This window comes from Lactiplantibacillus fabifermentans DSM 21115 (assembly GCF_000498955.2).
In the GTDB taxonomy this organism is placed as follows: domain Bacteria; phylum Bacillota; class Bacilli; order Lactobacillales; family Lactobacillaceae; genus Lactiplantibacillus; species Lactiplantibacillus fabifermentans.
The window spans coordinates 1-14,266 of record NZ_AYGX02000020.1 but is presented as its reverse complement, the minus strand read 5'-3'; the positions used below and the strand labels follow the sequence as shown (position 1 = coordinate 14,266).

18 protein-coding genes and 2 pseudogenes are annotated in these 14,266 nt (G+C 36.7%); 8 read left to right on the top strand and 12 right to left on the bottom strand.

The genetic code is table 11. The features are described 5' to 3' along the window. The 4 genes from DY78_RS15690 to DY78_RS01620 all read left to right on the top strand — a co-directional run. Positions 1–393 (top strand): IS30 family transposase (locus tag DY78_RS15690; protein ID WP_156404089.1); only part of this gene is annotated, 393 nt, incomplete at its 5' end. A gap of 958 nt (positions 394–1,351) precedes the next feature. Continuing rightward, complete coding sequence (locus tag DY78_RS01630; RefSeq protein ID WP_024624173.1) at positions 1,352–1,984, top strand: recombinase family protein; 633 nt, start codon at positions 1,352–1,354, stop codon at positions 1,982–1,984. An 87-nt stretch (positions 1,985–2,071) separates the two neighbouring features. After that, positions 2,072–2,971 (top strand): YitT family protein, encoded by a 900-nt coding sequence (locus tag DY78_RS01625; protein WP_024624172.1) that lies wholly within the window; start codon positions 2,072–2,074, stop codon positions 2,969–2,971. Between the two features lie 159 nt (positions 2,972–3,130). Then, positions 3,131–4,462: a hypothetical protein gene (locus DY78_RS01620; RefSeq protein WP_024624171.1), complete on the top strand. Its 1,332-nt coding sequence runs from the start codon at positions 3,131–3,133 to the stop codon at positions 4,460–4,462. A 174-nt stretch (positions 4,463–4,636) separates the two neighbouring features. Here the strand turns inward: DY78_RS01620 and DY78_RS01615 are convergent, their stop codons facing one another. From DY78_RS01615 to DY78_RS01580, 10 genes and pseudogenes are all read right to left on the bottom strand, one after another. Beyond that, entirely contained in the window at positions 4,637–5,548 is a 912-nt protein-coding gene (locus tag DY78_RS01615) for a metal ABC transporter solute-binding protein, Zn/Mn family (protein ID WP_033612258.1), read from the bottom strand. A gap of 53 nt (positions 5,549–5,601) precedes the next feature. Then, a complete protein-coding gene (locus DY78_RS01610; protein ID WP_024624169.1) occupies positions 5,602–6,453 on the bottom strand; it encodes an N-acetylmuramoyl-L-alanine amidase in 852 nt (283 codons plus the stop codon). Positions 6,454–6,534: 81 nt separating this feature from the next. Beyond that, positions 6,535–6,663, bottom strand: coding sequence for a putative metal homeostasis protein (locus DY78_RS16325; RefSeq protein ID WP_099624395.1), 129 nt, complete (start codon positions 6,661–6,663; stop codon positions 6,535–6,537). Between the two features lie 30 nt (positions 6,664–6,693). Beyond that, positions 6,694–6,963 carry a 30S ribosomal protein S14 gene (rpsN, locus tag DY78_RS01605; protein WP_024624168.1) on the bottom strand — a complete coding sequence of 90 codons (270 nt, stop codon included), beginning with the start codon at positions 6,961–6,963 and terminating at the stop codon, positions 6,694–6,696. Between the two features lie 21 nt (positions 6,964–6,984). Then, positions 6,985–7,134, bottom strand: a complete 150-nt coding sequence (gene rpmG, locus DY78_RS01600; protein WP_024624167.1) for a 50S ribosomal protein L33 — start codon at positions 7,132–7,134, stop codon at positions 6,985–6,987. Positions 7,135–7,156: 22 nt separating this feature from the next. Next, positions 7,157–7,459 (bottom strand): hypothetical protein, encoded by a 303-nt coding sequence (locus DY78_RS01595; protein WP_024624166.1) that lies wholly within the window; start codon positions 7,457–7,459, stop codon positions 7,157–7,159. A 26-nt stretch (positions 7,460–7,485) separates the two neighbouring features. Continuing rightward, on the bottom strand, positions 7,486–7,665 hold the full coding sequence (gene rpmF, locus DY78_RS15685; RefSeq protein WP_046870603.1) for a 50S ribosomal protein L32: 180 nt from the start codon (positions 7,663–7,665) through the stop codon (positions 7,486–7,488). 685 nt (positions 7,666–8,350) lie between these two features. Next, positions 8,351–9,520, bottom strand: a pseudogene (locus DY78_RS01590) (amino acid permease); the annotation flags it as partial. Between the two features lie 308 nt (positions 9,521–9,828). Next, positions 9,829–10,179: a DUF5388 domain-containing protein gene (locus DY78_RS01585; RefSeq protein WP_011222016.1), complete on the bottom strand. Its 351-nt coding sequence runs from the start codon at positions 10,177–10,179 to the stop codon at positions 9,829–9,831. Position 10,180: 1 nt separating this feature from the next. Next, positions 10,181–10,981, bottom strand: coding sequence for a ParA family protein (locus tag DY78_RS01580; protein ID WP_015639692.1), 801 nt, complete (start codon positions 10,979–10,981; stop codon positions 10,181–10,183). An 864-nt stretch (positions 10,982–11,845) separates the two neighbouring features. Here DY78_RS01580 and DY78_RS01575 point away from each other — a divergent pair. The 4 genes and pseudogenes from DY78_RS01575 (at position 11,846) to DY78_RS16320 (ending at position 13,763) form a co-directional block, all read left to right on the top strand. Then, the gene (locus DY78_RS01575; RefSeq protein ID WP_024624164.1) at positions 11,846–12,124 is read left to right on the top strand and encodes a BRCT domain-containing protein; all 279 of its coding nucleotides are present in this window, start codon (positions 11,846–11,848) and stop codon (positions 12,122–12,124) included. Positions 12,125–12,394: 270 nt separating this feature from the next. Then, a pseudogene (locus tag DY78_RS15675) lies at positions 12,395–12,735 on the top strand (replication initiator protein A); the annotation flags it as partial. A 250-nt stretch (positions 12,736–12,985) separates the two neighbouring features. Then, the gene (locus tag DY78_RS01570; protein WP_002819873.1) at positions 12,986–13,267 is read left to right on the top strand and encodes a type II toxin-antitoxin system RelB/DinJ family antitoxin; all 282 of its coding nucleotides are present in this window, start codon (positions 12,986–12,988) and stop codon (positions 13,265–13,267) included. Then, the gene (locus tag DY78_RS16320) at positions 13,257–13,763 is read left to right on the top strand and encodes a hypothetical protein (protein WP_024624163.1); all 507 of its coding nucleotides are present in this window, start codon (positions 13,257–13,259) and stop codon (positions 13,761–13,763) included. The genes DY78_RS01570 and DY78_RS16320 overlap by 11 nt, the downstream gene beginning before the upstream one ends. On the opposite strand, the gene DY78_RS01560 is transcribed toward DY78_RS16320, so the two are convergent. Further along, positions 13,753–14,031 carry a hypothetical protein gene (locus DY78_RS01560; protein ID WP_024624162.1) on the bottom strand — a complete coding sequence of 93 codons (279 nt, stop codon included), beginning with the start codon at positions 14,029–14,031 and terminating at the stop codon, positions 13,753–13,755. The two genes, DY78_RS16320 and DY78_RS01560, sit on opposite strands and share 11 nt — an antisense overlap. A 22-nt stretch (positions 14,032–14,053) precedes the next feature. After that, positions 14,054–14,251 carry a hypothetical protein gene (locus DY78_RS15670; protein WP_082621205.1) on the bottom strand — a complete coding sequence of 66 codons (198 nt, stop codon included), beginning with the start codon at positions 14,249–14,251 and terminating at the stop codon, positions 14,054–14,056. Positions 14,252–14,266 lie beyond the last annotated feature (15 nt).

The following is a 14,266-nucleotide window of genomic DNA, read 5'->3' as shown; positions in this document are numbered from 1 at the left end:
ACAGTCGTTGGCCCTCGTGGGCATAGTAAGGCAGTTTTATTAACTTTAATCGATCGCAAATCACGGTTCCTTTGGGCATACCGGTTAAAAGATCGGACAACAGCAACTGTTAATGAAGCACTAACTAAGTTTCTAACAACTTTTAATGGTCCTGTGCACAGCTTTACTGTGGACCGTGGCACTGAGTTTAGCGGGCTAGTATCACTTGAAGCGCAGTACGGTATTAAAGCCTATTACTGCCATGCTTATACGCCGGCTGAGCATGGCAGTAATGAACGATTGAATCGGAACTTACGCTATTTTTATCCTAAAGGGACTTATTTTGAGCACATTAGTGCTCAAAACAATCTACCAATGGGCATTGAAATAATATTGCTCCGGGGCAATATTTGATAATACGAGGATGTCTTCGCATTAAAAAGAGTTTGATGCCGAACGATTTTAAAAACGGACGACATCGTCCGTTTTGGGAGTCGAAGTTTAAATTAAAGTGCCATGACATATGACCGAGTGGTTCATTCAAGCAAAAAGGTTTCATCTTTTATTAAATCCCGACACAAATCCGAGTTTGGGTTGGCGAATCGTGTATGAAATTGCCACATTGTTTAAAATACTCTATATTACTTTGACGCAGTGCACTCAGAAGCGCTTATTTTGCATTCCAAGCAATTTTAGTCGTTTTAAGCACAGGTTTAAAATAATTAGTTGTTATAGAACCTCACTAACGGTCTGAAAATACTGCTAGTGGCCTCTAGAATAGTCAGGCGGTTGTCTGCTACTAGCAGTTACTCAAATCTGTTCGATGTTCTGCTTACTCGTCAATAAAGACCCCAAACAGCTTCTAAGAACTTCGTATCTAAATTGAAGTCATTATTTTAACATTAGGAGTAATTAAGCTGGACGAAAAGAAAGTATTAAAACCAGTTAATGAAATGCTTGCTGATCCTTGGCAAGTTGATATTCAAGAATTGTTGGAAGCTTCTGTCAATGAACCTGAGGAGATCAAAAAGAATTTGTATGATTCCTGTATACTTAATATTTGGTCAAAAAACAAACAGCTATTATTAACTGTCCTGGTTTTGTAATCTAGCCCTTTAAAAGCTTACTTAGGGATTTTTGTGCGTCAGTATTATATTCTTATCTATTACAAGCATAATATTAGACACTGAAAGCACGATTTTAAACATGCTAAGGTATACCCTAATGTCTCCTTCCTGAGCTGTGGTATAATAGATTAAACGTGTGAGACATTAGAGTGTGACACAGTAACCTTTAAATCTTAATCAGATCAACTAATTGAGTAGTTGCCCAGAAACTGATGTCAGAATTAATATGAGAAGAAGGCAAATATATGAAAATTGGTTATGCTAGGGTGTCGTCTGAAAATCAGAATTTAGCTCGGCAGATTGAAGCTCTAAAAAAGTCTGGTGTAGAGAAAATATTTCAGGAAAAAGTTTCCGGAAAATCAGTTCAAAATCGCCCGGAATTGCAAAAAATGTTAGAGTTCATTCGTGAAAAAGATATTGTCACTGTTTTGGATTTAGATCGACTTGGAAGAAATGCTCAGGACATTACTGACACCATTAACTTGATTCAACAAAAGGCAGCCACACTAGATGTTTTAAGTTTACCGAGTTTCACTGATATAAAAGATGTTAACTTACGTGGTTTATTAACCAATTTGGTTTTTGAAATATACAAATATACAGCTGAAGAAGAGCGCAACAAAATTCATGCTAGGCAGAATCAGGGAATCCAATTAGCTAAGGAGCGCGGGGAGTATAAAGGAAGAAGGCGGCAATATAGTCCACATGGATCAAAACGCTACCTATATGAGGGGGTAGTTCAAATGCTCAGGGATGGAACGAATATTGCACAAATTGCAAGGAGTACTGGCGTACAACGACGACAAATTTATCGCATTAAAGAATATGCTTTAAAAGTTGGAGACTTAGGCACTCCCAAAAGGGAAGTGAATGGCTAGGTCCTACAGGACAAGTTAGTGTTTTTTTAGGGACCACCGGTCAAATAATAAAGCGCCTACATTGATAAAACATTTTGGAGATGAACTATGTTTTTTAAAGATTGGACAAAATACAATAGTTTCGAATTAGTTATGATTACGTTGGGATGTAGCATTTATGCGTTTAGTCTAGATTTAATCTCTATTCCAAATGGTTTAGCAGACGGCGGTCTGAGCGGAATAACTCTGATTATTCGTCATTTCTTTCATATTAACTTGGGTATTAGTACTTTATTTCTGAATATTCCATTGATACTAATTGGTTTGCGCTACTTAGGCAAGCGCATGATGGCTTACACTATTTATGGCACCATTTGTTTATCACTATTTCTAATAATATGGTCAAAGCAGGCCCTGATTCAACCACTACCATTGAGAAATGATTTATTATTGTCATCACTGGTTGCAGGGGTATTATCAGGGTTGGGCATTGGTCTGGTTTTTCGTTATAACGGAACTACTGGTGGTAGTGATATTATTGCTCGGGTTGGCCAGAGAAGTTTTGGATTTTCTTCGGGAAAAGGAATTTTGATTATTGACTACGTAGTATTAGGGCTGTCACTATCATACTTAGATCTGTATCACATCGCGTACTCGCTAATTGTTAGTTTCGTATTATCTAAAGTAATTGATATGGTCCAAGAAGGGCCCAATCGTGCTAAGGTATTATTCATTGTGTCAGATAAAAGCCAAAAAATTTCCCAATTAATTGATGTTTCTTTAAATAGAGGATTGACATATTTGCAAGCTGAAGGTGGTTATCAGCATGATCAAAAGCAAGTGATTTATTTGGTGGTTCAACCGCGGGAAATTCCACAATTGAAGCAATTAATTAAAGCGATTGATGAACGAGCATTTGTGACGGTACTGGATGCCCATGAAGTGATTGGAGAGGGCTTTAGTTATCAACGCAAAAGATACCATGTTAATTGGCAGCACCGTAAATAATAAAAATTAATAGCCGTTTTAATATGAAAAAACGGCCAGGATTCCAATTTTATAGTTTTACTATTGAGACAGCTTTGAAAACAATAGGTGTATTTTTTACAATCCTTAAGTTTTGACAAGTATCAAGTAACTATTTTTTGAAATAATGCGGGGGAAATTATGAAACGAAATATTCAGTCTATCGGAAATACTATGCTCAGTATTATCAGTAGTACAGTTGTTGTATTACCATTTATGATTTTTTTGAAATGGGGAAGTAGTCATACTGTTGTTGCAGTTTTGCCCTTTGTCATCTTTTACACGTTTAGAACAACCGGAATTTTTTTTATTCGTGGCATAAGAACTAAGATAAATAGCTATATACTACTAAAACTAGCTATCTATTGTGGCCTTTTAGGTTCATTATTTGGTTTAGTTGGGGTGTCATTTTTGAAATTAGAGCTTGTCTCAGGGTTATTTCTCGGGTTGAGTGCGGCTTGGCTACCAATGGCTAACAATACTATTAATTATTATAAATTTGAAAATCATTTAACTGACTCAAAAAATATGGGGATTACAGTACTGTCTTTAACTTTTCTTGGGATTGTGTTGCTGTTACCAAATAACTATAGTTTTGTGCTTTTCTTTGTGATTTATGGGCTTATGTATTCTCTGGCTTTGTCATCACTAATTAACATTAAAAATTATGAAGTCCAAGTCCATGATTTAGAGGACTATTCTTATCGATATTTAATCCTATTTCTATTTTTATTTGCCTTAGTGTTCCTTCTAAGGTCTAGTCGTCTACTATTAAGTACCCTTCAATTCGATTACTTTGTGTATGGAACATTTTTGTTAGTACTGTGTATGTTGATATTGAGTATGTTTTCGTATCATAGACCTCAAAGACGAGTTCCCAGTGATCTGAGCTATTTGACGATACTTAATGGGGCACTTGGTAATTATCTCTTTTTATTTAGTTCATTATATGCAGCGGGCTACTATGGTCATAATCAACTATTCGCAAGATTTTACTTGCCATACGTTTTAGGTATAGTGATAGCACCTATAATAGGTGGTTTAGTTGGAAAAAGAAGCAAAAAAATTTCTTTAATTGGAATGACAGTTGGACTGATATTAGTATTAATCACGCCATTCTTTGCAAGTGGTGTTTTAATATTAAGCACTTTTAAGAGTGTTTTTAATGGCTGGTTGACTGAAATATATAGGCATCAAGATGAGTTACCAAAGGATAAACGTATCTGGGTTAAGTACACTATTCAAAGTATGGGGAGTATCGCCCATCAGTTTGTTTTAATGATAATAGGTTCTTTACTTGTTATGGGCAATCAATCATCAGTTAAAACCTTTTTTGTTATGACTAGTCAGAAAATTCCTACGGTCGAAAGCAGAACTTTGATGACCAACTGGAATGGCATTGCAACAGGAATCCTGTTGATTGGGTTGATTGTCTATGGACTAGGTTCAGCAATCAAAATAAACGTAAAATGATGTCATTTTTGCAGCGATCCACAAAAATTTGAGTGAATTTTTAATTGGGCACTAGCATTCAATGGGTTGGGGCGACTTGATTGTAGCACAGATAGTATGTCCTTTTGCTATACATAAAAATGGTGTCGATGGATTTTGTCCATTGACACCAAAATATCATAAACCCCATAAAAATTACTTTTCTGTAGTACTAATTATCTTATAAAGTTGCTGATACTGACTAAGCATCCAAGTTTTATAAGTTTTTCCGGACGGTAAAGTTTCAGTAACAGCCAGAACTGGAACTTTATTTTTTCTTGCTAAACTTACTAAATTGTTAACAGTTTTTGAATCCACTTGTTTGTTAAAAACAAAGAACGCAATTTTGTGATTCTTAATATTTGTTTGCATTGTTTTAATAGTCTTTGGAGATGGATCAACACCATTTTCAGTATCTTCCTCAAAACTATGATCTGCTACTTTAAAACCGGCGGCCTGTAAAGCGTAATCAAATACCGGTTCACTAACGTAAACCTCTTTATTGGTAGTCTTCTTAGCGACTGCATTGATTCGTTTAATTTGTTGATTAATCGAAGCTAAAGACTTAATATATTGCTTGGCATTGGCTTTAAAGTAAGCTTCGTTTTTAGGTTGTAATTTACTGAAATGTTTAGCCAAGTCGTTAGCTAGTTTAGGCATTGTTTTTGGGTTATACCACAAATGCGGATTATCTCCATCCTTTTTATCTAAAAGATCTTCACCAACTTTAATATATGTAGCCTTAGGGGCATTTTTAGCCAACTTGCTCATCCAGCCATCATAACCCACTCCGTTTGCAACCAATACATTGGAGTTAGCCACTTCTTTAGCTATTTTGGATGTTGGCTCATAATCATGTGGATCAACACTAGGATTATTAATCACAGACGTTACATGTCCCTTGTTGCCGACAACTGCCTTAGCGACTTCTCCATAAAAATCAGTTGTTGCTGTTATTGTTATTTTATTATTTTTAGTGGATGAAGTAGATTGTGAGCACCCAGCTATAAACGTCGCGGTCCCAATAAAAGTAATAATCAATGTTAAAAGCTTTAATGTTTTTTTCAAAATTATTTACTCCTCAAACAATAATATATTTAATGGTTGAAATACCATTTTACCTAATGCACGTACTGTGTAATTCCTCTTACTACATCACGGGCAACTAATCTTTGATATATTTTAGATTTTATGTGTTTAAAATCATGTGTGCTATCCATAAATCCCATTTCAATTAGTACTGCCGGTCTTTGATTATCGCGTAACACTTCAAAATCGCCAAAAGCTATTCCACGATTAACTAACGGAAGATTAACAAAATTATTGTTAAGTTTCTGAGCAAGCTTACGAGCATTCTGATGGTATTGAAACACTTCAAACCCTTGGGCAGCATTTTTCTTTCCCGCAGAATTAAAATGAAAACTAATAAACAACGTTGCCTTATCCATATTAGCTATTTTAGGCCGTTTAGACAATGATACCGATTGATCTGATTGACGAGTTAGTATAACCCGTGAATATTTTGACCTTAATAACTGGGCTACTGCCAAGGCGGTTGGCAAGGTGTATGTTTTTTCCATGGCGCCATGCAACCCAATGGTACCGGAATCAATCCCACCATGCCCTGGATCAAGAACGATTGTTGCTTCTGCCAATGAATTGATAGCTCGATACTTAGTTTGATGAATCAACCAGCTTGCAACCCAGCCTTGATGATGGCCAACTTTAACACGCCACCATTTAGTATGAACGTTCTTTTTTTCTACCTTTAATCTGGTTCCGTAAGCGAGCTTTTCGATAATGTGACCCTTTGGTGTCGGCATGTCACGCAAATTAATTGTTTGTGCAGTGACTTTAGGCTCACAGAAATATTGAATAGTTAGATGTCCCACGATATATACGAGACCAACAATAATGATGACACGTAATATAAACAATGGCTGCTTCCAGAATGGTATTTTGTTATTAATCAATGTGCTCAAATCCTTAATCATTTAATGTGATTTAAGCATAGTGATTAACAGTCTCTTTGTAAAGTACGGCAGAGGCTCTAATTAGTCTGCCCGGTTAAACAGCCGTCTCTGTTTTTTAATCACTTTAATCGTTTTCAACGCACGTTTTCTTGTCTTTATATTGGGACTTTTTAGATGTCTGCAAGCACTCGAATGGTCTTCCTTTTCCATGATAGTTATCCTCACTACAAAATTTTATAATTACCAACTGGCCTTGTGTATCCCAGAAATTTGTCCCAGTAAGGCATATTTGCGGAAATTTAATCGGGACATTCCAAACTTACGCATATACCCACGAGGCCGCCCATCTAAAACATCTCGATTTCGTAATCGGATTGGATTAGAATCCTTGGGCAACTTAGCCAGTGCCACGTAATCTCCCTGTGCTTTTAAATTTTTCCGTTCACCAGCATACTTCGCAACTAACTTCTTCTGACGCTCATATCTAGCTATTTTTGACTTCTTAGCCATTAGAAATTTCCCCCTTGTGCCCTAATTAATCTCAGTGAACCAAACTCTGTGTTTTAACTTTGGCGAGTATTTTTTTAATTTGATCTTATGAGGTGTATTCTTAGGATTCTTACTTGTCAAATACAGTTTTTCCTTTGTGTCCGCATTAGCTAAAATAATTGTTTTCCGCATTTTTGCACCTTCCTTATTGGGTTTAAAAAGAACAAGCACCTAGCAGACTATCCATAGCATCTTCATCAACTGATGAAATCACAAATTTTACTTGTCGCGCCATTGAAAAATCTATAATTTGTCCTTGATGGTCTAAAAAGAGCAAATCGTATTCTGCCTTAATCATTCCTAGAATAGCGACTATTAGCCAGGTACTATTACTTAAGGGTGATTGAACCGTCAAGTAATTATTAGAATTACTAAACTTAAGATTAGCTTTTGGACAATCATAATAATTAAAAGCACACTGGAAACATTGTTTTATTAGCTGATCTGAGAATTCCATGCTAAGACTCCTATTGCTCTTCATCATCACTTGAGCGATTTATGAATTACCTGTTTTCCGTGATAATAACCCGATAATGAGACATGATGTGAAAGTACATATTCTTGAAGTTGGTTATCCCAATGAATAGCCGGCAACATTAACTTTTGTGTAGCTCTTCGTTTCCTCTTTCGAGATTTGGACTGACGGCGTGCAGGTGTAGCCATAAAATCATTTCCTTCCACTCTAAATGGTAATCGCTACGATTTAGCATACGATATTGCGTTTGCTATGTCAATATAAAGATATCCTTGACAAAGAATAGGCAATGTGTAAACATAATAATAGTAATCATTACCATTTGTGATTGATGTTATTTCACAAATGATTTTTACTTTGCCCTTTTCTTAAAGAACCCCGCTTTAAGCAATCCCGTTCTAGGGGCTACTCCTAAAGTTAATGTGGAAGTCACTTAACTTTAGGAGTTTTATTATGGCAGAAACTTCAAATACAACAATATTAAAAACATCACTAGGCAAATTGAAAATTTAATCTAATTTTTTGAAAAGTTAGTAAGCGTAACGTGACAAGTTGCTTGCCAATTGGGGAATTTAAATGGTCTTGGCTGGAGCAAAAATATAATCAGAGCGAGTCCTTTGGGGTGTGAAAAATACAATGTTTAACTTAGCTCTTGCCGATCAAAATTAATATACTTGACATAGGAGCTATACGGTAATCAAATGTTTGATACCCTTATAAAATAACTTAGCGGCCCATGCTAACGATTATCTCCACGTTGGTATGAGTCGCTTATTAATAATTTGATTTAATCAACTTTTAGTAAAATGGGTAATTAAGGATTACGTGGATATGTCGAGTATCACCCCATACGTCCTCTTTATCTTGTATCTTTTAGTTTGTATTGTTTAAGTTCATTTTCCCTTGACGTACAAATTCTATTCCACCAAAGACTATGGTCCAGCAGATTGCCCCGATGGCACCAACGATATCTTCTGGGATGAAGAACAGACTGATAAAAATGATACCGAAGAATAATATAGTTAATGGACTGGTAATTTTATACCATGGCATAATAAAACCATTTGGCAAAAAATCGGCGGAAGCCCGGTATCTTCTGTGAGCAACTAATGTCAATGTGTAAACAATAATATACATATCACTAGACACGCCGGTTACGATTGTAAAAACTGAACTAATGGCAGTTGTTAAACTCATAATCGGTGTGATTAAGACTAATGAGGCAGTAAAAGCAATTGCAGCGGCGGGTACGCCACTACTTGATATATTAGCAAACATCTTATACATCCAACTGCTTTTGGAAACTTCAGTTGCCAGTTGATAAAAATGACGGCCTGCTGAAAAAATACAACTATTTAATGCAGATGCAGCGGACGTTAAGACAACGAAATTGATAGTGGCAGCAGCTGCCGGAAATCCAGCTAATTTAAATACTTGAACAAACGGACTACTGTTTGCTGATAGTGACGTCCACGGAATGATTATCATAATTACGACTAGTGCACCAATATAAAATAATAATATTCGAAATAGTGTTTCATTTACCGCTTTTTTGATAACTGTGTGTGGGGATTTAGCTTCGCCAATTGTAATACTAACAAATTCAATTCCTTGAAAAGCAAAAAACACCATTGGAAATGCAGCAATAAAATTAAAAATACCATGTGGGAATAGTATGTAATCATGACTAATATTTGTTAATGATACGTGCCCAAGTGGGGTGACGGAATGGTTTATGAGCATGAAAACACCCGTTAAAATCATGGCAATTATAGCAATAATCTTAATCATGGCAAACCAGAACTCAGCTTCCCCAAATAATCGTGCTGCAATGAAATTGATACTCACCAGAATTCCTAAAAAAACTAATTCAATAATCCAAGCAGGAACGCTTGGTAGCCAGTACTGCACATAAGTCGCTGTTGCAGTCAACTCAGCCATGCAAACAAATACTAAACCAATCCAATAAGTCCAACCAGTAAAATGTCCGATTGTTGGCCCCAAATATCTTGAAATGAATGAAACAAAAGTATGCTGTGTAGGGTAGATTGTAAAATTAATCCGAACGGCGTTCGGATTAATTTTACAATCTACCACACAACCAAAAAGCCACTCATCTCATCACGAGGTGGGTGGCTTTTTTGAGTAAGTTAAGTGACAGCATTGATTGTTATATGATTGTGTATGTCCTAAATGGACACAAGCAACGCTCCTAAGCAAAGCCTGTTATGTAATGATTTCAGAAAAGCCCTCTATTCCGCATAATAGAGGACTTTTTTGTGTGCATTCTGCTTAATTTAAACGGACAAGTATACATCTAAAAGGTGAACGTGTCGTCTGAGAGCACGTGATTATTTACTTTTTACTTTGTTAGCATCGCCGGTTTCCAAAGTCTGTATTTGAGTCGTAAGCGTATTTTGTTCAGACTCAGTTAACGATTCAAAAAAAGTTTTTTGTAATTGGGCTAATCCGTTTTGTTGAGTTGAGCTATACCCTAAAATTACCATAGCTTTCATAAAGTTTTTTAGATGATTGTCAATTCTGAGCGTAGTATCAAAAGTAACACCATCTATTTGTTTAGACTTCGTTTTGTTTGATTCGTTTAGAGAAGATATGGAAATTTCTTTTTGGGGCTGGGGCGCCGATTTTCTAGGAATTATTTTGCTTTTATTTGAGTTAGGATTGTGTAAAAGTTCCACCATGCTAGTCCGCCCTTTCAATAATTTCTTGTGCCACAGAATCGTATAATCTAATTATTTTTTTATCGAACTGATCTTTTAGAAATACACCTCTGATTGAATATCTTTTGATTCTTTCCATATTACGAATTAGGGTTTTTAACATGTTTTCTTTCCCAAATTCTTCTTCTGCTACTTCTAATGTGCTGTGATCAACAGGCGCCCCATTCTTTAATAGCACAGGAAGTATACCGAGTAAATTCAAACTAGGTGCTTCGTATTCATCGATTACCTGTTCCTGTATATATTTTAGAAACGATTCGGCACCCTGAAGACTGTGCTCTTGAGTTTGAAGGATAATCAGAACCCAATCTGAAGCGTATAAGGCGCTATCAGAAATTAAGGAAATAGTCGGTGGCAAATCAAATACCACGAAATCATATTTTTCTTTTAGTGAAGCAAGTAGCTTGCTAAAATATGTAACTCTATCTTTATAATTATTTTTAAACTTTTTTTCCATAATCCGTGGGTACAATGAAAAATCTGCGCTTGATGGAATAAAGTCAATGTTTTTATCCAAAGTAACCAACGATCTTGATAAGTCCTCTTCTTGGATTGATGCAAGCAAGGTTTGATTAAATTTAATGTCATCGTGGCCTAAATTAGCCGCGGTTTTAAAGTAAATATCTGTAGCGTTTGCTTGAGGATCGAAATCAATTAATAGCGTTTTTTTACCAGCACGAGCTAGTGCCAGGCATGCAAGCGTGGCATTTGTTGTTTTACCGGTGCCACCTTTAAAATTTCCAAAAGTAATTACTTCACCCATTATACTGACCTCCGATTAAGTATCCTAATATACAAGGATACTTGGATACAAGGATGATAACATACAAAGATACTTGGATACAAGGATACAAGGATACATTTCTTATCAAAAGCCGTTAAATTAAGATTGACTGCAAGTATCCTAATATACTTAGATACAAGGATACAAGGATACTTAGATACAAGGATATGAATATACAAGGATACAAGGATACAAGGATACATAAAAAGAAATGTTGATTTATCACCAAACAACGAGTAATATTGGTTACATAAAATAGAACATAAAAAAACACCCACCGACGGGAATCGGTGAGCGCCACATAAAAGTCAACTTGTTTAATGACTATTATATCATGGCCGGTGCGATTTTTAAAGCCCTAGGGGACAAGCTGGGGTCTAAATCTAAGGGGACACGTTTGCCAGGGCGACTTCAATAAGTCTGGCTATACCACAACAAGGTCATCTGTACGGCTGGGTGGTGAATGGTGAGCGCGACCATTAACGGCGCGGGTGGTAAAACGAAGCTTCGGCTTGGTGCCACTGATTAGTTGGTGATCGAACAAACATAAATACGTATTGCCAACGCCTACTAGGGCGTTTTTTAGTAGGTTAAACCGAAAACGTAGGTTTATAATGAGTGGTGGTAGCAATACCGCAATTGTACAGACAAGCGACGGGCGTTAACGACCGACGAACTAGGGGGAAACCTTAGCGTAGAATTGCACTCTGGTTCAGTTATTTCAAATAACTGTTTCCAGGGAACAATTCTGCGCTCAAAACGTCACTCCCTCTAAACTGAATGGAAAACCATAACCCGTCAAGTCAAAACCAACATTAGAATCAAGAAAGTTGATGATTTAAAATGCTTGATTTAAGAGATTGTGAGATTGCTTTTACCGGACGTCTAACTACCATGACTCGGGATCAAGCTTTTAGTTTGGCGAAAGTCTTTGGGGCGAAACCACAAAATTGGGTTACGAAACAGACAGATTATTTAGTGGTTGGGTTAATTGAGACGGCTTTAGGTGAGGAGCCCATCACAAAAAAGTTATTGACGGGAACACCAATGATTTCAGAACGGGATTTTTTGGACTGGTGTCAGGCACGATTGGCGCAATGGTCTAGGAGTTTAGGCGGTTAAATTCACAAAGTGAGTTTAATGATTTTTGGGGGGTTTTTCATCTAGACCACTCCTCTTCCGTCAAATTTCACAAAGGCCAAATAATGGATCGTTGTTTTATCAGGGAGTGAGGGGGTTACTTGGGATAAGCCACCTTATGTGAAGTAGAAATTGGTATACTAAAAAAGGCTCTCGGTTTAACACTGGAGGCCTTTTTTCTAGGTTACATATTTTGAGGATGAATGTTTTTATCTTCGTAGTTTTTACTTGGGTGCTGTAACATGATGAATACTGCTTAGTTTTTGGTGCCGTACCCCGCAATAGATGCGTCGCTTCGTTGGTATTATCTTAAATGCTAAGTACCGAGTTGAGAAGGATCATCAGGACATTGGCGTTCTAATCCCACTAGACGATGAAGAACTAAAATCTTTAATGACTAAAGCCTTGAGACGCTACTTTAACGCCCTAAGAAGCAATGAGAAGCATATCAAGAACGTGGAGACTACTTATACGGCACCATGCAAAACCTATTTGCGATTTGGTGGAATGAACAAGCGGCTAGAGAATATGCGGCCAAACACCCTGAAGAAGAAAAGTCGGCCGACAACGATAACAGTGGGTTGTACTACTAGTCCTAAAAGGTTACAGAATCCTTTATAAGCGGTTTTAAGACTTAATAGCCTCCTTTAACTTAAGTGAGATTTAAATGACTTAAACAGAAGAATAGGGGCTTTTAAATGAGTGCCAGAGCTAACCAGCTCAAGAGTTCAGCCTTTAGATCAACGCCAAGCTCAAGTAATTTGAGGCCAGGGCTTTATCTATTGATAAGGTACTCAAAAGGTAGTATAATGGTAGTAGTAAAAGAAAGGAGATGAGACAATCATGGCAGTTAAGGAAAAGAAACGGGTCCAAGTCAAGATTGATAAAGATTTGGCCGATGATACCGAAGCAGTTTTAAGCGAATTGGGCTTAAATCCAACCACGGCCATTAACATGTTTTACAAGCGGATTGTTGCTAATGGTGCTTTACCTTTTAATGCGTCTTTAAGCGAAGAAGAAAGAGCTAATTTACGCTTTTTAAAGGCGACCGAAGGGACACCAGTCACCGAGTTTAAAGACGCTAAAGAGGTCGCTGATTGGCTCAACGATCCAGATGAGGACTAATGACTTAGTCAGCCTATACGTTAGTTTTGTAGAAACTAACGGTGGCAAGTCTCGACCAGTTTTAATTCGTCGGGTATCAGAACAGACGGTCGAGGCTTTTAAAATTACTAGTCAGTATGAAAAGAAGTCGGCTTATATCAAGCAACAATATTATCCGATTCAAGATTGGCAATCCGCTGGGTTGAAGAAACCTTCCTGGGTCGATCTTGGTAATATTTATCGCTTTCCCAAAGCCGGTTTAAACTTTAAAGAAATCGGTCATTTAAGTAAGCTAGATCAAAAAAAAATTTCAGATTTTACGCTTGACCTAAAATCAAAAAGAAGAGGTAAGGGTCAAAAGATAATTCAACAGCGATCAAGTAAAAGGAAGCACAAAGAAAGTAAAGCAGAGCTTACACAAAGAATTCAAAAACAGTTAAAAGACTTTGCTAAACACAATCCAGAAATTAAGCCAAAAAACAATCCTGAAAATAAAAACGATCGGCCTAGTTATTAGGTTGATCGTTTTTTAATTTATCCGGTTTATGGACGTTAACATAGTCAGCAAATGTTTTTAAAAGTTCTTCGGTTTGTTCGACCGAGAGGTTATTAGCTTGAAAGTACTTTTCTAATAAAGCCCCTTTTTTAATTAATCGGCGAGAACGTGCTTTGCGGGCTTGCCGATTTTCATAGTATTTAGATTGCCGTAATTTAAAATCTTCCCGCTCAATTTTTTGTTTTAAACGCGCTTGCTGCTCGACTAGTTTTTCATATTGATTAGACATGGAATTTCCCCATCTCGTATGGCTAATGATCTACGGACTTTACCTTTAAAAATTCAGAAAATTGCTTGGCTAAAAGCTTAATCTGATCGTTAGACAAATTAGCATAATCTAAATTGTCTTGACTGATGATTTGTTTACCTAGCCGTTGTTCAATCTTATTTTTTTCGTCCTTAATTTTTTGATGGTAGATTGCAAATTTAATCCGAATTTTTGGACAAATTGTTCAGCATAACCT